We start from the raw sequence: 19021 nt of genomic DNA, 5'->3' as shown, positions 1-19021 counted from the left end.
GCCGTATGCTGACCGCCAAGGACACGCTGAACCGCACCACGACCTACGCTTACTACACGGCGGCGGCCTTCAGCGGCACGGCGCCCAACGAAACCGGCCACGCGGCCGGCGACCTGCAGACCATTACGAGCCCAACAGGCCATGTCACACAGTTCACGCTGTACGACAGGGCAGGGCGCGTGCGCCAGATGGTCGATCCCAATGGTGTGGTCACCGATACGGCCTACACCCCACGCGGTTGGACCAGCAGCGTGACGGTGACCCCGCCAGGCGGTACCGCCCGGACCACGAGTTACACCTACGACAACGTAGGCCAGATGACGGGCGCAACCCTGCCTGACGGCACCACCCTGGGCTACAGCTACGACGCCGCCCACCGCCTGACAGGCATCACCGACGCCAAAGGAAACTCGGTGACCTACACCCTCGACAACGCCGGCAACAAAACCGGCGAGCAGGTCAAGGACCCCTCGGGCAACCTGCAAAGAAATATCACGCGCGTCTACGACGCCCTGAACCGCGTGCAACAAGTCACGGGAGCGAGCAATTGAACACGACCACAACCACCACAAGTACCACTCAAGCAGGAGGAGTTCGCATGCACAGCCTTAGCCCCACCCGAACCCCCGCCCGGGCTTTCATCGCGTGGCTAAGCCGCCTGGTGCTGCTCATCGCCATGGCCCCGACCGTGGTCCTTGCCGCCGGCCCGACGACCACAGCGCTTTCAAGCAGCGCTGGCACCGCCCCGCTCGGGCAAAGCGTCACGCTGACAGCGACCGTCACAGGCGCCAGCCCCACCGGCACCGTCACCTTCAAGGACGGCGGTGCAACCATAGGCAGCAGCGCCGTGACAGCCGGTGTCGCCAGCCTGAGCACCAGCGCCCTGGCCCTGGGCAGCCATACCCTGAGCGCCGACTATGCCGGCGACACCAACAACGACCCATCGACCTCCACGGGTATCAGCGTCGTCATCAACGCCGCCACGGCCGGCCCCATGACCTGGCAGTACGGCTATGACGCCATGGGCAGGCCGACGACAGTGCTGGACCCCAACGGATTGGCCAGCTACACCTACTACGACAGCCTGGGCCGACCCATCCAGACCCAGCAACCGGCCAACACCGGAAGCGCCACACCCACGACGACCAGCTTCGCCTACAACGCCGCCGACGGCCTGACCCAGGTCACCGACCCGCGCAACCTGGCCACGACTTACAGCCCCAACGGCCTCGGTGATGTCACAGCCCAGACCAGCCCCGACACGGGCGCCAGCCAGTACACCTATGACGCGCTCGGCAAACTGCTCACCAAAACCGACGCCCGCGGCAAACTCACCCAGTACACCTACGACAACGGGGATCGCCTCAAAACCATCAGCTACCCCACGGGGACGGGGAGCGTCTTTGAATACGACGGCGGCACGACTCCTGTCCCGGGCACCATAGGTCAGCTCACGAAGATTACCGACGCCTCCGGTCAGGCTGTCTACACCTACGACAGCATGAGCCGCAAGACATCCAAGGTCCAGACCACGGGCGCCAGGACCTTCACCGTTGGCTACACCTGGGGCGATAGCGGAAGCGCATTGGACAAACTCACGGCCATCACCTATCCGAGTGGCACGCGTGTCAATTACAGCTATGACAGCTACGGCGATGTTTCCGGCATTACGGTCAACCCGCCAAATACCAACGGCGTAGGCACCAATACCGGCAGCACCTTGCCAATGCTGAGCGCCATCACCCGCAATGCCGAAAGCAAGATGACCGGCTGGACATGGGCCAGCACCAAGACCCAGGCGATCAGCTACGACGCCAACGGCCAGATCAGTGCTTACAACCTTGGTGATCCAACCGGAACTGGTATTCGCCGCACCATCGTTCGCGACAGTGCGGGGCGCATCACGGGTTACACGCATGTCAGCAACGGAACGCCCGTTCCCTCACTGGACCAGAACTTTGGTTATGACAACCTGAACCGCCTGATCAGCGCGACCCTGGGCAGCATTGCGATTCAATACAGCTATGACGCCACGGGCAACCGCACGGCCAAGGTCATCAGCGGCACCAGCTACCCCAACACCATTTCGGCCACCAGCAACAAGCTGAGCCAGACCCAGGATGTGGGGGGTGCGGCGACCGTGGTGCATGACGCGGCGGGCAATATCACGAGCGACGGAACGAACACCTATACCTATAGCGACCGGGGCCGTCTGGCGACGATGACGAATGCCGGCGGGACGGTCACTTACAGCTACAACGCGCTGGAGTTGAGGGTTGGTAAGACCGGACCGACGGCGCTAGTACCTACAGGCGCCACCTACTACGTCTATGACGATGAAGGCAAGCTGCTCGGTGAATACGACATCAACGGAGCCCCGATCTACGAAACCATCTACCTGGGTAGTCCGGTCGGCGTTATCAAGCAGACGGGCACGGCAGGCGCGAGCGACATCGCAATCAGCCTATACAACGTCTCCACCGACCAACTCGGGGCGCCACGCACCATCACGCGCCAGAGTGACGAAGCCATCGCCTGGCGCTGGGACTCGGCTGAGGCGTTTGGCGCGACAGCACCGGATCAGAATCCGGGTGGGCTGGGCGCGTTCACGTTCAACCAGCGCTTTCCGGGCCAGGTGTTTGATGCAGAAAGCGGCTTGTTCCAGAACTGGAACCGCGAATACAACCCGCGCACTGGGCGGTATATGCAGTCCGATCCGATTGGGCTGAAGGGAGGGATCAATACGTTTGCGTATGTGCGGGGAGAGCCGCTGAGCCTTGTAGATCCGTCCGGCCTTGATCCTTGGTATAGGGATCCGGCGCAAAATCCTTCCGCTCCAATATGGGATCCAAGCCTAAATACCAACGAATCGTTTTATCGATCAAACAATTGTTATTCCTACGCGATGAATAAAAGCGGCAATCTGGCTGGACATCTATTTGGGCAGGCTGGATATCATCCAGGCAGTGCTTCCGGGAAGGAGTATGGGCGGCTCAGTTGCGACAGCATTTTTGACGCTACGAGGCGTGATGGAGCAACGTCACCGAAAGTTGATGGAGCTTGCCCGGCAGGATATCACCTAGGCCGCCTATTTATAAAACCGCCTAAATTATTACTAATTGGAGGCGACTATCATTGGTATCGACAAAATTCAGATGGCAATTTTTCGCATAAACCGGGTAGCCAAGTTCCTCAACTTTTAGGTCCTAACCCGAGTGCTCCAATTGACTATCCAATGCAGTGCGGTGATATATGTTTGCCAAACTAATGAGCCAAAGAGGATGCAGTCGGCCTGCATTGTGCGAGGGTGAGATTTCCTTTTTCGCCTGTCACTGTAAACATCGGAATGATTTGTATATTGAGCATTGGTCCAAATGAACACAACATCTCGACTCTACCGAGCTAGAACCCTAGCGATTGCTTATATCTTGCTGGGAGCGTTCTTGACCAGCTTCGGAATTACTGTGCTGGATTTTGCTCAAGGGCACATCACAGGTAATTGGTCGGGGATAGCTCCAATTGGCCGCTTAAACGATCTGCCATATCGCATTGCATTTGCTGCAGGCGCTGTATTGCTTGTAAGTTTTCTTGCGCTCTTTCTTCGCTATCCACCGATAGTTGAACGGTCAAAGCAAATCGTTTTTGGAGCGCTTTGCGGTCTGGTCACAATTGGTTCTTTGCTTGGTCCGTGGATATCGGAAACCGACATTTTTTTCCTGATCTGTTCAATAGGTGTGATCGGAATTTCATTCTGTTATCGCGCTGCTGTAGCTCGTAGCGCGGGCGAGCGTACGAAAAATTAATTGAAGTGAGCCCCTCGGCTGGACTAGAGGGGGAATGCGCCATGATCTTCTTTCACAACTATCCGATCCTGGCCAGTCTTGTGGTGCTGGTGGGTTCGTTTGTGATAGGCACGATTGAACTTGAAATGATTAACCTGAAGCCAGCGGCGTGGTTCACTTGGTTCATTGGCGGGCTGGCACTGATAGCCCCACTTGGGGAGTCGTCCTATCCCACTCCGGTCAAGTTCCTGTTAGCCGTGGTCTTTCTAGCCACTTACGGCTATGGCATCAGACTCGTTCTAAAGAATCAGTCTCCAGGCTGAATTCACTCTGAGCTGAGCGCTGGGCTCAATCGTGTCGGAGCATTCAAGAGGAGGCTATGAGAACGCCCATTTCCTGGGCACGCCAAGCGGTGCGGCGTCATGTTCATCCCACGGCTCAAGAAGAAGCCATGGTGCCCGGGGCCGGAATCGAACCGGCACGCCTTTCGGCGGGGGATTTTGAGTCCCCTGCGTCTACCAATTTCACCACCCGGGCTGGAATGAGCGAAGCCTCAAATTATGGCACAGTGTGGTCATGAACTATCCCACCATTGAAGACGCGATTGGCAAAACGCCTCTGGTCGCGCTGCAACGCATTCATGCCGCCGAGAACGCCGCACGGGGCAATGTGATCCTCGGCAAGCTTGAAGGCAACAACCCGGCCGGCTCGGTCAAAGACCGTCCGGCGCTCTCGATGATCAAGCGCGCCGAGGAGCGCGGCGACATCAAACCGGGCGACACGCTGATCGAAGCCACTTCGGGCAATACGGGTATTGCCCTGGCCATGGCGGCGGCGATCAAGGGTTACAAGATGGTTTTGATCATGCCGGAGGACCTGAGCATTGAGCGGGCCCAGACCATGAAGGCTTTTGGCGCGGAACTGATCCTGACGCCCAAAAGCGCGGGCATCGAATACTCGCGCGACCTGGCCGACCAGATGCAGAAAGAGGGCAAGGGCCGGGTGCTGGACCAGTTCGCCAATGCCGACAATCCGCGCATCCATTACGAGACCACGGGGCCCGAAATATGGACAGATACGTCAGGCAAGGTGACACATTTTGTCAGTGCCATGGGCACGACGGGCACGATTACCGGGGTTTCGCGCTACCTGAAGGAGAAAAACCCGGCCATCAGGGTGATTGGCGCCCAGCCCAGCGAGGGTTCGCGCATCCCCGGCATCCGCAAATGGCCGCAGGAATACCTGCCCAAGATTTATGACCCGCGCCAGGTCGATGAACTGGTGCTGGTGAGCCAGGCCGACGCCGAAGACATGTGCCGGCGCATGGCGCGCGAGGAAGGTATCTTTGCCGGGATCTCGGCCGCGGGCGCCCTCTGGGTGGCGCAAGAGATCGCCAAGACCGTGCAAAACGCGGTGATCGTGTTTGTGGTCTGCGACCGGGGCGACCGTTACCTGTCGACCGGCGTGTTTCCGGCTTGAGGGCCACCTCTTTTTACCCGTCTGATGCGCGTTCGAAGCTGCTGAAGCCCTGGTGGCGGGCGCGCTTTCTTTCCTTTCCCTTCTTTTTATCCTGATCCCCCACCATGACCCATGAATTCCGGTTTTGCCCGAACTGCGCGACGCCGCTGGCCATGGTGTCGCAGATGGAGGACGGCGGCGAGAAGGCCAGGCTGCGCTGCCCGGCCTGCGGATTCACCCATTGGAACAACCCGACGCCGGTGCTGGCTGCCGTGATTGAATACCACGGCCAGGTGCTGCTGGCGCGCAACGCGGCCTGGCCGGGCAAGATGTATGCGCTGATCACGGGTTTTATGGAGGCGGGCGAGACGCCGCAGGGCGGGATTGCGCGCGAAATCAAGGAAGAAACCAACCTGGAAACCAGCTCGCTGGACCTGATAGGCGTCTACGACTTCCAGCGCATGAACCAGATCATCATCGCCTACCACGCGGTCTGCACGGGGGAGGTCAGCCTCTCGCCCGAGCTGGTGGATTACCGGCTCTACGACCTGGACAAGCTCAAATGCTGGCCCGCCGGCACCGGCTATGCGCTGGCCGACTGGCTGCGCACGCGCGGGCATGAGCCGGAGTTTGTGGAATGGGCGAAGAGGACGGAATAGGACCGGGCATGCCGCGCGGCCTCGGGTAAAGCCCGTTAAAGGGCTATTGCGCTTTGCTTAAAATCGCGGCAACCCAAGGATTTTCATGAACATCGACAAAGAACTCGACACCCGCGGCCTGAACTGCCCGCTGCCCATCCTGAAAGCCAAAAAGGCGCTGACGGAAATGCTGAGCGGCCAGCTGCTGCGTGTGGTGTCCACCGATTCGGGCTCGACCCGGGATTTCCAGGCCTTTGCCAAGCAGACGGGCAATGAACTGGTCGAGCAGCAAGTCGCCGGCAGCGACTTTATCCACGTGCTCAAGCGCCGCTAAAGGCGGCGCTTTTCTCGTTCAAGCCTGCTTGCGGCGTTCCCGGCCCGACCAGCCGATCTGCAGGTTGTCGAGGTAATTGCGGAAGTGCACGCCCACCTCGGGGTGCTGCAGCGCCAGCTCGACGGTGGCTTCCAGAAAGCCTTCCTTGCTGCCGCAGTCATAGCGTTTACCCTCGTACTGAAAGGCATAAACGGTCTCTTTGTCCAGCAGGCTTGAAATGCCGTCGGTGAGCTGCAGCTCGCCGCCCACGCCGGCGTTCTGGCTGCGGATGTGCTCGAAGATGGCCGGCGTCAGGATGTAACGGCCGGCAACGCCCATGCGCGACGGGGCCACCTCGGGCGCGGGTTTTTCGACGATTTTTTTCACTTTCATCAGGCCCTTGCTGGCGCCACCGTCGGTGGCGACGATGCCGTAGCGGCGGGTCTGGTCCTGCGGCACTTCCTGCACCGCCAGGATGGACTGCTGCACTTCCTTGAACTGCTCGGCCATCTGGGCCAGCACGGATTTGCCGCCCTGGGGGCCGACCATCAGGTCGTCGGCCAGCAGCACGGCAAAAGCCTCCTGGCCGACCAGGTGTTCGGCGCACAGCACCGCATGGCCCAGGCCCAGGGAGCGGGGCTGGCGCACATAGGAAAAGTTCATGTCGTCAGGCTGGACGGAGCGGACCAGGTCCAGGAGCTTGTGCTTTTGGGCTACCTCAAGCTCATTCTCAAGCTCGTAAGCAGTATCAAAGTGGTCTTCTATGGCCCGTTTATTGCGTCCTGTCACAAAAATCATGTGGCGGATGCCTGCCGCGTAAGCCTCTTCGACCGCGTATTGGATCAAGGGCTTGTCGACGACGGGGAGCATTTCCTTGGGCTGGGCCTTGGTGGCCGGTAGAAACCGGGTGCCGAGACCGGCCACCGGGAACACTGCTTTGTGTAATGTAAATTTTTGCATCGACTTTGATCGGGGAAAAGACTAGAGTGTTGCGTTGTTGATACATTGTTTCAGGTCGGACAAACGCCCGACTTGACGTGGTCAATCCGCGCGAATTGCGGTCTGCAGGAAAAAGGACTCACTGGGTGGACATCTTACTTCTTGACGCGCTGGTGCCCGAGGCCATGGCCTGGCTCGAGACCCGCCACAGCGTGGGCTACCACCCCGAACTCGCCGACGACCTGACTTCGCTGCGCAAGATCGCCTACAAGACCAAGGGTATCGTGTTTCCGCGGCAGACCGTGGTGACGCGCGAATTCCTTGACTTTCTGCCCAAAATCAAGGCCGTGGGCCGCCTGCATGTGGGCACGGACAACACCGACCTCGAGGCCTGCAAGGAGCGCGACATCAAGGTCGTGCATGCCAGCAGCGCCAATGTGCGCTCCAATGCCGAATACCTGCTCAGCAGCCTGCTGCTGCTGTACCGCCGCGGCCTGGTCTCGGCCCTGATGGGGCGCCGCCATCCGACGACGCAGATGGGCCGCGAACTGCACGGCAGCACCGTGGGCATCCTGGGCCTGGCGCCGACGGCGCACACGCTGGCCGGCATGCTCAATGGCCTGGGCGTGCGCCTTATCGGCTACGACCCGGCGGTGCACCACACGGCGCCGATCTGGGAGCGCCTGCGCATACAGCCGGTGTCCCTGCCCGAACTGGTCAGCCAGGCCGATGCGGTCTCGGTGCAGATGCTTTACGCCACGCGTTTCCGCGGCTTTGTGAATGAAAAACTGCTGGCCGCCTGCCGGCGCAACCAGCTGTGGGTGGGCATCAGCCGCAGCGAACTGTTTGACGAGGCCGCGCTGGCCGCGGCGCTGTGCGACGGCCGCATCGAGGCCTGCATCCTGGACGGCGCCGAAGCCAGCTTCCTGGGCGACACCTCGCCGCTGAAGGGCCTGAAGAATTTGTTCGTCACGCCGCGCCTGGGCTCGCACACACGCGAGGCGCGCCTGCGCTCTAGCTGGTATGTGGCGCATCGCATGCACGAGGCCATAGGCTCGGTGCCGCACAGCGGCATGGACCAGTTGCCCAGCGGTTCCATGGGCCTGGATTTGCCGGGTGGCGTAACACCCTCCCAATGGTCCGAGCCGGAGTTCATGATCAGATGACTGTTGGCCCCCACGCTTTTCACTTCGCCTTCGGCTCCGTGTAATACGCTGCCCCCCGGGGGGGCGCTGCGCCTGCGGTCTGGCAAAGCCAGTCCCGCGGCCCCTGCTTGAAGGGAGCCCTTCATGCGGCACCATGAAAAAAGCCCCGCAAGCGGGGCTTTTTTGTGGGCGGGTCTTCCGGCTTTATTTCAAGCGTGCCAGCTGCTCGCGGATTTTGGCCAGGGCCGCCTGGTTATCGGCCAGGCGCTTGCGTTCCTGTTCCAGCACGGCCGGGGGCACCTTGCTGACGAAAGCTTCATTGGCGAGCTTGGTCTCGGACTTGGCGATCTCTCCCGTCAGGCGAGTCTCTTCCTTTTGCAGGCGCATCTTTTCCGCCGCCAGATCGACTTCCATGAAAAGGCACAGGCGCGCTTCACCGACGATGGCCACAGGCGCAGATTGTGCGGCCGCGGCCCACTCGGTTTCACTGTCGAAGACCTTGACTTCGCTGAGCTTGGCCAGCGCCTTGAGCACCGGCGCCATGCCGGTCATGAAGGCGCTGTCGCCGACCACAAACAGCGGAAGGCGCGTGGCCGGCGAGACCTTCATCTCGCCGCGCAGGTTGCGGCAGGCGTCGACCAGGGTCTTGAGCTTGGCAACGTGGGCCTCGGCCTTCTCGTCGATCTTCTCGGGCTGGCTTTGTGGATACGGTGCGACGCCGATGAATTTTCCCGTCTTGCCGGCAACGGGCGCAACCTTTTGCCATAGCTCTTCCGTGATGAAAGGAATCACCGGGTGCGCCAGGCGCAGGATGGCCTCCAGCGTGCGGATCAGGGTGCGGCGCGTGGCGCGCTTTTGCGCTTCACTGCCATCCCTGATTTGAACCTTGGCGATTTCCAGGTACCAGTCGCAGAACTCATTCCAGACAAACTGGTAGATGCTGCCGGCGACGTTGTCGAGGCGGTAGTCGGCAAAGCCCTTGGCCACGTCGGCTTCGACGCGCTGCATGGTCGACGAGATCCAGCGGTCGGCCTGCGAGAAACTCAGGTAGTTGTGGAACTCGCCGCCGGGCGCGCATTGCTCTTTGCTGTGTTCTTCAAGCCCGCAGTCCCGGCCTTCGCAATTCATCAAAGTGAAGACGGATGCGTTCCAGAGCTTGTTGCAGAAGTTGCGGTAGCCTTCGCAGCGCTTGCTGTCGAAGTTGATGCTGCGGCCCAGGCTGGCCAGCGAAGCGAAAGTGAAGCGCAGCGCATCGGCGCCGTAGCCCGGAATGCCGTCGGGAAATTCCTTTTCGGTGTTCTTGCGCACCTGCGGCGCGGTCTCGGGCTTGCGCAGGCCTTGCGAGCGTTTTTCCAGCAAAGGCGCCAGCTCGATGCCGTCGATCAAATCGACCGGGTCCAGCACATTGCCTTCGGACTTGCTCATCTTCTTGCCCTGGGCATCCTTCACCAGGCCGTGGATGTACACGTCCTTGAACGGCACCTGGCCGGTGAAATGTGTGGTCATCATGATCATCCGGGCGACCCAGAAGAAGATGATGTCGTAGCCGGTGACCAGCACGCTGGAAGGCAAAAAGAGGTCCAGTTCCTTGGTCTTCTCGGGCCAGCCCAAGGAAGAGAAAGGCACCAGCGCCGACGAATACCAGGTGTCCAGCACATCTTCATCGCGCGTGAGCTTTTTGCCGGGCGCCTGCTTCTGCGCCTCTTCTTCGCTGGTGGCGACATAGACCTTGCCATCTTCGTCATACCAGGCCGGGATCTGGTGGCCCCACCAGAGCTGGCGCGAGATGCACCAGTCCTGGATGTTGTTCATCCACTGGTTGTAGGTGTTGACCCACTGCTCGGGCACAAACTTGACCTCGCCGCTGCTCACCGCGTCGCGTGCTTTTTGCGCAATCGATTTTCCGGTCGGGTCTTGGTCGCTGACCTTGCTCAGCGCGACAAACCACTGGTCGGTCAGCATGGGCTCGACCACCGCGCCGGTGCGCGCGCAGACCGGCACCATGTTTTTGTGCGGCACGGCTTTTTCGAGGAAGCCTTGCTCCTCGAGGTCCTTGAGCACGGCCTTGCGGCAGTCGTAGCGATCCAGGCCCTGGTATTGCGCGGGGCCGTTTTCGTTGATCTTCGCGTCCAGCGTGAAGATGGTGATCAGCGGCAGGTCGTGGCGCAGCGCGACCTGGTAGTCGTTGAAGTCGTGCGCGCCGGTGATTTTCACCACGCCGCTGCCGAAGGCCGGGTCGACGTAGTCGTCGGTGATCACCGGGATCTTGCGGTCGCACAGCGGCAGGTCGACCATCTTGCCGACCAGGTGTTTGTAGCGTTCGTCATCGGGGTGCACCGCCAGCGCGCCGTCGGCCAGCATGGTTTCGGGCCGGGTGGTGGCGATGTGCATGCCGCGCAGCGGCGAGCCGTCGGCGGCCTTCTGCGGACCGTCGCTGAACGGATATTCGATGTGCCACATGAAGCTGTCGCGCTCTTCGTTCTCGACTTCCAGGTCGGACACGGCGGACTTGAGGATCGGGTCCCAGTTCACCAGGCGCTTGCCGCGGTAGATCAGGCCCTGCTCATAGAGCTGCACAAAGGTCGAGGTGACGACCGTGGACATTTTCGGGTCCATGGTGAAGTACTCGTGCTTCCAGGCTACCGAGTCGCCCATGCGGCGCATCTGGCGCGTGATGGTGGTGCCGGACTCTTCYTTCCATTCCCAGACCTTGGCGACGAAGTTTTTGCGGCCCAGGTCGTGGCGGCTTTTGCCTTCACCCTGCAGCTTGCGCTCCACCACGATCTGCGTGGCGATGCCGGCGTGGTCGGTGCCGGGCACCCACAGCGTGTTGTGGCCGCGCATGCGGTGGTAGCGCGTGAGCGAATCCATGATGGTCTGGTTGAAGGCATGGCCCATGTGCAGCGTGCCCGTCACGTTGGGCGGCGGCAGCTGGATGGAGAACGAGGGCTTGGCCGCGTCCAGCGTGGGCTCGTACTGGCCGCTTTGCTCCCATTCGGGGCCCCAGCGGCTCTCAATGGCGGCCGGCTCGAAGGATTTGGCCAGGCTGTCCAGCCCCGGTGTCGGGACTTTGACGGCCTCCGCGGCAGGGGTGGCGGTATCGGCAAGGGCGGGGGCGGCAGCGTTGGTCATGGGGGCAATGAAAAACGGCATCGAGGGGATGCCGCCTTGAGGTTGGGGGAAACTGCCCTGATTTTATTCGACTGGAAGGCCCGGGACCTGCTTTAGCCCGTACGCCCTGGCGGACCCGATGTCTTTGCGGCCGCAATACAGGCCCGCAGCACCGCGGTGTCGCCCAGCTGGTTGGCCATCAGCAGGATCAGCCGGGCATTGAGCAGCTCGGATTCCTCGCGGCTCAGGCCCTGGTGGGCGTCCAGCAGGCATTCGTAAAACGCGTCCGCGTCCTGGAAATGCAGGCGCGTGCTCAGGGGGCTGTCGGGTTTCATGTGGTGTCCTTTCCGGTGGGTGCGCCCAGCGCGGCGGCCACCGCGTGGACCAGCGAGGCGTCCACGCTCTCGCCGGTGGCGGCGACGTGGCCGTCGGGCCGCAGCAGCGCCCAGGCATGGCCGAAAACGTGGCAGGTCGCCTGCAGGTGGCCCTGGTCGTCAATCACGTGTTCCACGGCCGCGGCCTTCTCACCGGGGCCCACCACCTGCACGCAGCGGATGCCGGCTTCCGCCGACAGCGCCGCCAGGCGCGCCAGCGCGACGGGGGAGACATCGCCAAAAGCCAGCAGCAGCAAACGGCCCTGGGCCCAGGCCAGCAGCTCCAGCAGCTCGCCAGGGCGGCCGCCCGGCCAGGCAAATCCCACGTTCTGCGTCGCGCGCCCGCCGGACCCGGCACAGGCGCCCGAGCGTGTGTAGTGGTTGGGCGTGGACATGCGGCCGGTGTTGACGAGTTGCCGCGCGAACACATGCTCGCGCGCCAGGCCCAGCGCCGCAGTGCGGAACAGCCTCTCGGCGCCGTCGGCCGGACGCAGAAAGCGCGCCGTGCGGTTGGTGACCAATACGTTGTGCGTGGCCGCCTCGTGCCGCTCGTGGTGGTAGCTGCCCAGCAGGGCGGGCGCGGCGCGGCCCTGCAGCACGGCGGCCAGCTTCCAGGCCAGGTTGTCGGCATCCTGCACGCCCGAGTTGCCGCCGCGCGCACCGAAGGGGCTCATCACGTGGGCCGCATCGCCGGCAAAAAACACGCGGCCGTGGCGCAGGCTGTCCAGGCATTCGCTGCGGTAGGCATAGGGGCCGACCCAGACGATTTCATAGTCGCCGTCGTCGAGCACCTTGCCCGACTGGCTTTTGAACTGCGCCTTGAGGCGGGCGCGCACCACGTCCTCGCGGCTGACGTCTTCCGGTTTGGCGTGCGGCGGCATCTGGTAGTCGATGCGCCAGACGCCGTCGGCCATCAGGTGCTGCCAGACGGCCCGGCCTTCGTTAAAGGGCGCTTCTATCCAGGTGTGGCGCTCCACCGGCGGCGGGTTCTTGAAGCGCACGTCGGCAATGCACCAGCGGTCGTCGCCCTGCTGCGCCGTCACCGCGGCGCCGCACCAGGCGCGAAACGGGCTGCGCGAGCCGCTGCAGTCGATCACGTGCTCAGCCTCCAGGGTGTAGGCGCCGGCCGGGGTTTCCAGCCGCAGCGTCGCGAAGTCCTGGTTCTGTTCGAAGCTGGTGACACGGTGGTTCCAGCGAATGTCGACCAGGCGATCTTCGGGCGCGGGACTGTAGAGCTGCTCGACCAGGAAACCCTCGACATAAAACTGCTGGATGTTGATAAAGGGCGGCTGGCGGCTCAGCGAATGCGTCTGCTGCTGGCGCAGGTCAAAGGCGTAGACCTCGTCGCTGCCCGCGAAGGTGCGGCCCACGCTCCACTGCACGCCCCGGGCCGCGATGCGTTCGTAAATGCCCAGGCGCTTGAAGATTTCCAGGCTTTTCTGGGCATAGCAGATGCCGCGCGAGGAGGCACCTTTCACGCCCACGGTGTTGTCCTCGTCCAGCAGCACGGCTTTGATGCCGTACTGCGCCAGCGCGCAGGCCAGCGTCAGCCCGGTGATGCCGCCGCCCACGATGGCGACGGCGTGGCGCTTGACCTCGCCCGTGTGCAGCTCCGGCGGCTCGACGAAAGGGTATTCGGGCAGGGTGTAGCCCGCGCCCTGGGCGAATTCGTAGCCGTTGGTGAAGGCGGCGGCCAGGGTGGCGGGCGGCTTGTTATGGATGGGTGTTGTCTCGGGCATGGGCTGCGCCTCTTGTCTTGTTTACCTATTCGTAATCAATCTACCATAACGTAATTATGAGGAGGGCAGCCTCGACTCTCCAGCGCGGAAGCGCTATGACGGCGCGGCTTGTAATTGATGATTGTTATTAATGCTTACGTATTTATAGTTTTTATCAATTTCATGCATTGATTCCGGCAATTAGACGAAGCGGCCGAACAGGTCTAAGGTGTTTTGGTCTTCGGTCTTCGCGCCTGGACTTTTGGGGCAGGGGCTTGAAGCATTGGCGATTTGTTCATCCATCAACCCACGAAGGAGATTTCCATGGCTGCTCTCAAAGGCTCCAGGACGGAAGAGAACCTGAAAGCCGCATTTGCCGGCGAATCGCAGGCCAACCGCCGCTACCTCTATTTTGCGAACAAGGCCGACGTTGAAGGCCAGCCCGATGTCGCGGCGCTGTTCCGCTCCACCGCGGAAGGTGAAACCGGCCATGCCCACGGCCACCTCGAATGGCTGGAGCAATGCGGCGACCCCGCCACCGGCATGCCCTTCGGCGCCACGCGCGACAACCTCGCGTCCGCCGTGGCCGGCGAAACCCACGAGTACACCGACATGTACCCCGGCATGGCCAAGACCGCACGCGACGAAGGCCATGACGAAGTGGCCGACTGGTTTGAAACCCTGGCCAAGGCAGAACGATCCCATGCCAATCGCTACACCAAAGCATTGGCCGAACTCGTCGATTAACTGACTTCTCGCTGCGCCGCAAGGCGTGGCGGGTTTTGGAAAAGACTCCGCACGAGAGTCTTTTCTCAAACTCCACGTGAGATTCACAAGAAGAGGCAAGCATGGCCACAGAAGGCAACCTCCAGGCGCCCACGCGCCACGCGATCGACTGGAAAAATCCGGACTTCTACAACGAAGACGCGGCCCTCCATGAGATGGAGCGCATCTTCGACATCTGCCATGGCTGCCGCCGCTGCGTGAGCCTGTGCGGCGCCTTCCCCACGCTGTTCGACCTGGTTGACGAAAGCAAGACCGGCGAGGTCGATGGCGTGGACAAGAAGGACTACATGAAGGTGGTCGACCAGTGCTATATGTGCGACCTCTGCTACATGACCAAGTGTCCCTATGTGCCGCCGCACGAGTTCAATCTCGACTTTCCCCACACCATGCTGCGCGCCAAGGCCATCAAGTTCAAGAAAGGCGAAGTCGGCGCGGGTGAAAGGTTTTTGTCGTCCACCGACGTGCACGGCCAGTTTGCCGGCATCCCCATCGTGGTCCAGGTGGCCAATGCGGTCAACAAGACCAAACCGGCGCGCGCCGTGATGGAAAAAGTGCTGGGCGTCGACAAGAACGCCTGGCTGCCGGACCTCGCCACGAAGAAGTTCCGCTCCGGCGCGCCCGAATCACCGCCGCACGCGGTGAAAGACGGCGCCAAGACACCCGGCAAGGTGGCGATCTATTCCACCTGCTACATCAACTACAACGAGCCCGGCATAGGCCACGACCTGCTCAAGGTGCTGGACCACAACGAAGTGCCCTATGTGCTGGTCGAAAAAGAGAAATGCTGCGGCATGCCCAAGCTGGAGCTCGGCGACCTGGTATCGGTGAACAGCAGCAAGGAGGCCAACATCCCGGTGCTCGTGAAGTACGCCAGAGACGGCTACGCCATCCTGAGTGCCGTGCCCAGCTGCACCCTGATGTTCAAGCAGGAACTGCCGCTGATGTACCCCGATGACGCCGAGGTGCAACTCGTCAAGGAGCACATGTGGGACCCGTTTGAATACCTGATGGCGCGCAAACGCGACGGCCTGCTCAAGACGGAGTTCAGCATGCCGCTGGGCAAGGTCAGCTACCAGATCCCCTGCCACGGCCGGGTGCAGAACATCGGCAAAAAAACTGAAGAGATGCTCAAGATGGTGCCCGGCACCAGCGTGCATACGCACGAGCGCTGCTCGGGCCATGCCGGCACCTTCGGCGTCAAGGTGCCCTACCACCAGCAGGCCATGAAGATCGGCAAACCGCTCTTCAAGGCCATGGCCAGCCACAAAGACGGCGGCCTGCCCGACGTGATCAGCAGCGACTGCCCGCTGGGCGGCCACCACATCGCCCAGGGCTTTGAGGTCAACAGCCTGGGTGCGCCGCCGCAAAAGCATCCGCTCACTTTGATACGCACGGCCTACGGCCTCAAGTAAGGAATGAGGGCCGCCATGAAGACCACCGGAAAGATCACCCGCGACTCCCTGATGACGCTGGAGGCCTACAGCAAATACCGCAAGGAAAACAAGGCCGCCATCATCGCCCACCGCAAGCTGCGCAGCGTGCGCCTGGGGGAGCACATCAACCTGCAGTTTGAAAGCGAAACCAGCATCCGCTACCAGATCCAGGAGATGTTGCGCGTGGAAAAGATCTTTGAAGAGGAAGGGATAGAGCAAGAGATCGAAGCCTATGCCCCGCTGGTGCCCGACGGCAGCAACTGGAAGGGCACGCTGATGCTGGAGTACCCCGACGTCAACGAGCGCAAGCGCGAACTGGCGCGGCTGATAGGCGTGGAAGACCGCATGTTTGTGGAAGTCGAAGGCCATGCGCGTGTCTACGCGATCGCTGATGAAGACATGGACCGCGAAAACGACGAGAAAACCTCGGCCGTGCACTTTGTGCGCTTCGAACTGGACCCGGCCATGTGCGCGGCGGTCAAGGCCGGCGCCAGTGTCAAGCTGGGCTGCGACCACACGCATTACCCGGCGCATACGACAATTCCAGCGGAAACATTGGCGTCATTGGCCAGCGATCTGCATTAAGGCTTTTTGGTGGCAGCTGTCTGTGCCGTTCTGTGCCTGTCGTAAAGTGGAGGTTTCGCCCTTACTCCAACAATTCCAAGCATGCTGTTCCTCATCTCGCCGGCCAAGTCGCTGGACTACGACACGCCGCCGCACGTCGCCACCCATACCCAACCCCTCTTTACCCGCCAGTCGGCCCAGCTCATTGACGTGCTCAAGACCCAGACCCCGCAGCAGATCGGCACGCTGATGAAGCTGTCGGACGCGCTGGCGGGCCTGAACGTGGCGCGCTACCAGGCCTGGTCGCCCAGGTTCACAGCGAAAAATTCCAAGCAGGCCGCGCTGGCTTTTGACGGCGACGTGTATGGCGGCCTCAATGCCAAAACACTGAACGAGGCCCAGCTCGCCTGGGCGCAAGACCATCTCTGCATCCTGAGCGGCCTCTACGGCGTGCTGCGTCCGCTGGACCGCATGCAGCCCTACCGGCTTGAAATGGGCACGGCGCTGGCCACGCCCCAAGGCAAAAACCTCTACCAGTTCTGGGGCTCGCAGATTTCCGCCTACCTCAATGAGCGCGCCGCCGCCGACACCTCGCCCGTCATCATCAACCTGGCCAGCGAGGAATACTTCAAGGCCGTGGACCGCAAGGCGCTCAAGGCGCGCGTGGTGAGCTGTGTGTTCGAGGAGTTCAAGGGCGGCAAGTACAAGGTCATCAGCTTCTTCGCGAAGCGCGCGCGCGGCCTCATGGCGCGCTACGCGATCGAGAAAAAAATCGCCACGGTGAAAAAGCTTGAAAACTTTGACGCCGAGGGTTACCGCTTCGACCCCAAGGCCTCCGGACCCGACCGGCTGGTGTTCCGGCGCACACAGGCCGCCTGAACGGCCGCATCACCTTCAGCCCGCCATGCAAGCCCAGACCCTCACGCGCGAGATGCAGGACTGGGTGGCGGCGCAGCTCGCGGCCGGCTACACGCCGCACGAGGTGTTCCAGGCGCTGCTGGATGCCGGCTGGCACGCGGCCGCCGCCAACCAGGCCCTGGGCCTGCCGGCGCCCGTCGCCGCAATACCGCAGCCCGCGCAGGCCGTGCCCTGGGTCAAGGCCGATGCCTCCGGCGCCATGGTGGACGCGGGCGACAAATGGGTGACGGTGAGCGAGCATCGCAGCGCGCCCGAGCTGTGGGTCTTCGGCAACCTGCTCAGCACGGCCGAATGCGAGGCACTGATGGAAGCGGCCGAGCCGCGCCTGGCGCGCTCGCTGACCGTGGACATCCGCACCGGCGGCGAAGAACTGAACCATGACCGCACCAGCCATGGCATGTTTTACACGCGCGGCGAGAACGAGGTGGTGAGCCGCATCGAGGCGCGGATCGCCAAATTGCTGAACTGGCCGGTGCACAACGGCGAAGGCCTGCAGGTGCTGCGCTACCGGCGCGGCGCGGAATACAAACCGCACTACGACTACTTCGATCCCGGCGAACCCGGCACTGCGGCCATCCTGCGGCGCGGCGGCCAGCGTGTGGCCAGCCTGATCATGTACTTGCAGGAGCCCGAGGAGGGCGGCGCCACGGTATTCCCCGACATAGGCCTTCGTGTGCGGCCGCAGCGCGGCAGTGCGGTGTTTTTCAGCTACGCGCTGGCGCATCCGGCCAGCCTCACGCTGCACGGTGGCGAGCCCGTAAAAACGGGCGAGAAGTGGATTGCCACCAAGTGGCTCCGCGAGCGGGAGTTTGTGTAACACCCCTGTTGAAGAGTGCACCGTGACGCGTGGGCGACGCTGCGATTGGCACGCTTCCAGGGGCGGGGACCATAATCCACCATGAAAATCAAAGCCAACCAGATCGATATTGAAATCGAAGACACCCACCCCGGCGACGCCACCGGCCGCCCTGTGGTGCTGCTCATCATGGGCCTGGGCATGCAGCTGATCGCCTGGCCGCCGGCCATGGTGCAGGCGATTGCCGATGCGGGTTTTCGCGTTGTGCGCCTTGACAACCGCGACATAGGCTTGTCCCAGCACTTCGACCACCTGGGCACGCCCAGCCTGCTCTGGGAGGGGCTCAAGTTCCGCCTGGGCTGGCGCATACGCGCGCCTTACAGCATCGAAGACATGGCCGCCGACACCCTGGGCGTGCTGGACGCGCTCAACATCGCCAAAGCGCATGTGGTGGGTGTCAGCATGGGCGGCATGGTCGCGCAGCGCCTGGCGGTGCTCGCGCCTTCGCGGCTGCTGAGCCTGTCCAGCATCATGAGTTCCAGCGGCGCGCGCGGCCTGCCCGAAGCCAGCCCGGCCGTGACCCGCGTGCTGCTGAGCCGGCCCGCCGGCAAGGGCGTGCAGGCCGCCGTGGACCACACCGCCAGGCTGCTGAAAGCCATCGGCAGCCCCGGTTTTCCCACGCCCGACGCCGAGCTGCGCGAGAAAGTTGCCGCGGCGGCGCAGCGCAGCTTCCACCCGCAGGGCGTCGTGCGCCAGATGGTGGCGATTGCCGCCGACAGCACGCGCGCCGCGGCGCTGGCCAGGGTGACGGCGCCCACGCTGGTGCTGCACGGCCGCGCCGACCCGTTGGTGCCCATGGCCTGCGGCCAGGACACGGCCAGGCGCATTCCGGGTGCGCGTTTTGAAAGCATTGAAGGCATGGGCCATGATTTGCCGCCCGGTGTGGTGGAGCGCCTGCTCGCACTCTTGATTCCCCATTTCAAGGCCGCAGCCACTATGTAAAAGGCAATCGCTTTCTCCTTCCCCCGCTGGGGGAAGGCAGGGAA

Annotated in this window: 17 protein-coding genes, 1 tRNA gene and 1 pseudogene; 14 read left to right on the top strand and 5 right to left on the bottom strand. The window is 62.4% G+C overall.

The window, feature by feature from the left end; all coding sequences use genetic code 11:
• The 4 genes and pseudogenes from AC1D1Y_RS24455 to AC1D1Y_RS24440 all read left to right on the top strand — a co-directional run.
• A pseudogene (locus AC1D1Y_RS24455) lies at positions 1–551 on the top strand (RHS repeat domain-containing protein); the annotation flags it as partial.
• 47 nt (positions 552–598) lie between these two features.
• Positions 599–3268 carry an Ig-like domain repeat protein gene (locus AC1D1Y_RS24450; RefSeq protein WP_477684627.1) on the top strand — a complete coding sequence of 890 codons (2670 nt, stop codon included), beginning with the start codon at positions 599–601 and terminating at the stop codon, positions 3266–3268.
• A gap of 106 nt (positions 3269–3374) precedes the next feature.
• Complete coding sequence (locus tag AC1D1Y_RS24445; RefSeq protein ID WP_477684626.1) at positions 3375–3803, top strand: hypothetical protein; 429 nt, start codon at positions 3375–3377, stop codon at positions 3801–3803.
• Positions 3804–3844: 41 nt separating this feature from the next.
• Complete coding sequence (locus tag AC1D1Y_RS24440; RefSeq protein ID WP_477684625.1) at positions 3845–4105, top strand: hypothetical protein; 261 nt, start codon at positions 3845–3847, stop codon at positions 4103–4105.
• 129 nt (positions 4106–4234) lie between these two features.
• Here the strand turns inward: AC1D1Y_RS24440 and AC1D1Y_RS24435 are convergent.
• A tRNA-Leu gene (locus AC1D1Y_RS24435) sits at positions 4235–4319 on the bottom strand.
• A gap of 39 nt (positions 4320–4358) precedes the next feature.
• Here AC1D1Y_RS24435 and cysM point away from each other — a divergent pair.
• The 3 genes from cysM to AC1D1Y_RS24420 all read left to right on the top strand — a co-directional run bounded on the left by cysM (position 4359) and on the right by AC1D1Y_RS24420 (position 6212).
• Complete coding sequence (gene cysM / locus AC1D1Y_RS24430) at positions 4359–5261, top strand: cysteine synthase CysM (RefSeq protein ID WP_477684624.1); 903 nt, start codon at positions 4359–4361, stop codon at positions 5259–5261.
• 104 nt (positions 5262–5365) lie between these two features.
• On the top strand, positions 5366–5899 hold the full coding sequence (locus AC1D1Y_RS24425; protein WP_477684623.1) for an NUDIX hydrolase: 534 nt from the start codon (positions 5366–5368) through the stop codon (positions 5897–5899).
• Between the two features lie 85 nt (positions 5900–5984).
• On the top strand, positions 5985–6212 hold the full coding sequence (locus AC1D1Y_RS24420; protein ID WP_092130867.1) for a sulfurtransferase TusA family protein: 228 nt from the start codon (positions 5985–5987) through the stop codon (positions 6210–6212).
• Between the two features lie 18 nt (positions 6213–6230).
• Here AC1D1Y_RS24420 and galU read toward each other — a convergent pair whose 3' ends face one another.
• Positions 6231–7151, bottom strand: coding sequence for a UTP--glucose-1-phosphate uridylyltransferase GalU (gene galU, locus AC1D1Y_RS24415; RefSeq protein WP_477684622.1), 921 nt, complete (start codon positions 7149–7151; stop codon positions 6231–6233).
• A 125-nt stretch (positions 7152–7276) separates the two neighbouring features.
• Between galU and AC1D1Y_RS24410 the strand changes: the two genes are divergently transcribed.
• Positions 7277–8296, top strand: a complete 1020-nt coding sequence (locus AC1D1Y_RS24410; RefSeq protein WP_477684621.1) for an NAD(P)-dependent oxidoreductase — start codon at positions 7277–7279, stop codon at positions 8294–8296.
• Between the two features lie 183 nt (positions 8297–8479).
• On the opposite strand, the gene AC1D1Y_RS24405 is transcribed toward AC1D1Y_RS24410, so the two are convergent.
• The 3 genes from AC1D1Y_RS24405 to AC1D1Y_RS24395 all read right to left on the bottom strand — a co-directional run bounded on the left by AC1D1Y_RS24405 (position 8480) and on the right by AC1D1Y_RS24395 (position 13499).
• The gene (locus tag AC1D1Y_RS24405; RefSeq protein WP_477684620.1) at positions 8480–11428 is read right to left on the bottom strand and encodes a valine--tRNA ligase; all 2949 of its coding nucleotides are present in this window, start codon (positions 11426–11428) and stop codon (positions 8480–8482) included.
• 71 nt (positions 11429–11499) lie between these two features.
• On the bottom strand, positions 11500–11721 hold the full coding sequence (locus AC1D1Y_RS24400; protein ID WP_477684619.1) for a DUF2783 domain-containing protein: 222 nt from the start codon (positions 11719–11721) through the stop codon (positions 11500–11502).
• Complete coding sequence (locus AC1D1Y_RS24395) at positions 11718–13499, bottom strand: FAD-dependent oxidoreductase (RefSeq protein WP_477684618.1); 1782 nt, start codon at positions 13497–13499, stop codon at positions 11718–11720. Before AC1D1Y_RS24395 ends, AC1D1Y_RS24400 begins: the two co-directional genes overlap by 4 nt.
• Before the next feature lie 303 nt (positions 13500–13802).
• On the opposite strand from AC1D1Y_RS24395, the gene AC1D1Y_RS24390 reads away from it, so the two are divergent.
• The 6 genes from AC1D1Y_RS24390 to AC1D1Y_RS24365 all read left to right on the top strand — a co-directional run bounded on the left by AC1D1Y_RS24390 (position 13803) and on the right by AC1D1Y_RS24365 (position 18977).
• Positions 13803–14225, top strand: a complete 423-nt coding sequence (locus AC1D1Y_RS24390) for a rubrerythrin family protein (protein WP_411879083.1) — start codon at positions 13803–13805, stop codon at positions 14223–14225.
• Positions 14226–14326: 101 nt separating this feature from the next.
• On the top strand, positions 14327–15676 hold the full coding sequence (locus AC1D1Y_RS24385; RefSeq protein ID WP_477684617.1) for a heterodisulfide reductase-related iron-sulfur binding cluster: 1350 nt from the start codon (positions 14327–14329) through the stop codon (positions 15674–15676).
• A gap of 15 nt (positions 15677–15691) precedes the next feature.
• The gene (locus AC1D1Y_RS24380) at positions 15692–16282 is read left to right on the top strand and encodes a DUF3501 family protein (RefSeq protein WP_477684616.1); all 591 of its coding nucleotides are present in this window, start codon (positions 15692–15694) and stop codon (positions 16280–16282) included.
• Between the two features lie 81 nt (positions 16283–16363).
• The gene (yaaA, locus tag AC1D1Y_RS24375) at positions 16364–17140 is read left to right on the top strand and encodes a peroxide stress protein YaaA (RefSeq protein ID WP_477684615.1); all 777 of its coding nucleotides are present in this window, start codon (positions 16364–16366) and stop codon (positions 17138–17140) included.
• A 25-nt stretch (positions 17141–17165) separates the two neighbouring features.
• Positions 17166–17996: a 2OG-Fe(II) oxygenase gene (locus tag AC1D1Y_RS24370; RefSeq protein ID WP_477684614.1), complete on the top strand. Its 831-nt coding sequence runs from the start codon at positions 17166–17168 to the stop codon at positions 17994–17996.
• Positions 17997–18077: 81 nt separating this feature from the next.
• Positions 18078–18977: an alpha/beta fold hydrolase gene (locus AC1D1Y_RS24365; RefSeq protein WP_477684613.1), complete on the top strand. Its 900-nt coding sequence runs from the start codon at positions 18078–18080 to the stop codon at positions 18975–18977.
• Positions 18978–19021: the final 44 nt, after the last annotated feature.

This window comes from Polaromonas sp. P1_G1 (assembly GCF_056405595.1).
This window is presented reverse-complemented; position numbering and strand designations above follow the sequence as displayed.

Excerpts from the sequence above, each read along its gene's own strand:
- cysM (WP_477684624.1), top strand. The coding sequence starts at position 4,359 with ATGAACTATCCCACCATTGAAGACGCGATTGGCAAAACGCCTCTGGTC.
- AC1D1Y_RS24385 (WP_477684617.1), top strand. The coding sequence starts at position 14,327 with ATGGCCACAGAAGGCAACCTCCAGGCGCCCACGCGCCACGCGATCGAC.
- AC1D1Y_RS24450 (WP_477684627.1), top strand. The coding sequence starts at position 599 with ATGCACAGCCTTAGCCCCACCCGAACCCCCGCCCGGGCTTTCATCGCG.
- AC1D1Y_RS24400 (WP_477684619.1), bottom strand. The coding sequence starts at position 11,721 with ATGAAACCCGACAGCCCCCTGAGCACGCGCCTGCATTTCCAGGACGCG.
- AC1D1Y_RS24365 (WP_477684613.1), top strand. The coding sequence starts at position 18,078 with ATGAAAATCAAAGCCAACCAGATCGATATTGAAATCGAAGACACCCAC.
- AC1D1Y_RS24425 (WP_477684623.1), top strand. The coding sequence starts at position 5,366 with ATGACCCATGAATTCCGGTTTTGCCCGAACTGCGCGACGCCGCTGGCC.
- AC1D1Y_RS24445 (WP_477684626.1), top strand. The coding sequence starts at position 3,375 with ATGAACACAACATCTCGACTCTACCGAGCTAGAACCCTAGCGATTGCT.
- AC1D1Y_RS24390 (WP_411879083.1), top strand. The coding sequence starts at position 13,803 with ATGGCTGCTCTCAAAGGCTCCAGGACGGAAGAGAACCTGAAAGCCGCA.
- yaaA (WP_477684615.1), top strand. The coding sequence starts at position 16,364 with ATGCTGTTCCTCATCTCGCCGGCCAAGTCGCTGGACTACGACACGCCG.
- AC1D1Y_RS24370 (WP_477684614.1), top strand. The coding sequence starts at position 17,166 with ATGCAAGCCCAGACCCTCACGCGCGAGATGCAGGACTGGGTGGCGGCG.
- AC1D1Y_RS24420 (WP_092130867.1), top strand. The coding sequence starts at position 5,985 with ATGAACATCGACAAAGAACTCGACACCCGCGGCCTGAACTGCCCGCTG.
- AC1D1Y_RS24395 (WP_477684618.1), bottom strand. The coding sequence starts at position 13,499 with ATGCCCGAGACAACACCCATCCATAACAAGCCGCCCGCCACCCTGGCC.
- AC1D1Y_RS24380 (WP_477684616.1), top strand. The coding sequence starts at position 15,692 with ATGAAGACCACCGGAAAGATCACCCGCGACTCCCTGATGACGCTGGAG.
- AC1D1Y_RS24440 (WP_477684625.1), top strand. The coding sequence starts at position 3,845 with ATGATCTTCTTTCACAACTATCCGATCCTGGCCAGTCTTGTGGTGCTG.
- galU (WP_477684622.1), bottom strand. The coding sequence starts at position 7,151 with ATGCAAAAATTTACATTACACAAAGCAGTGTTCCCGGTGGCCGGTCTC.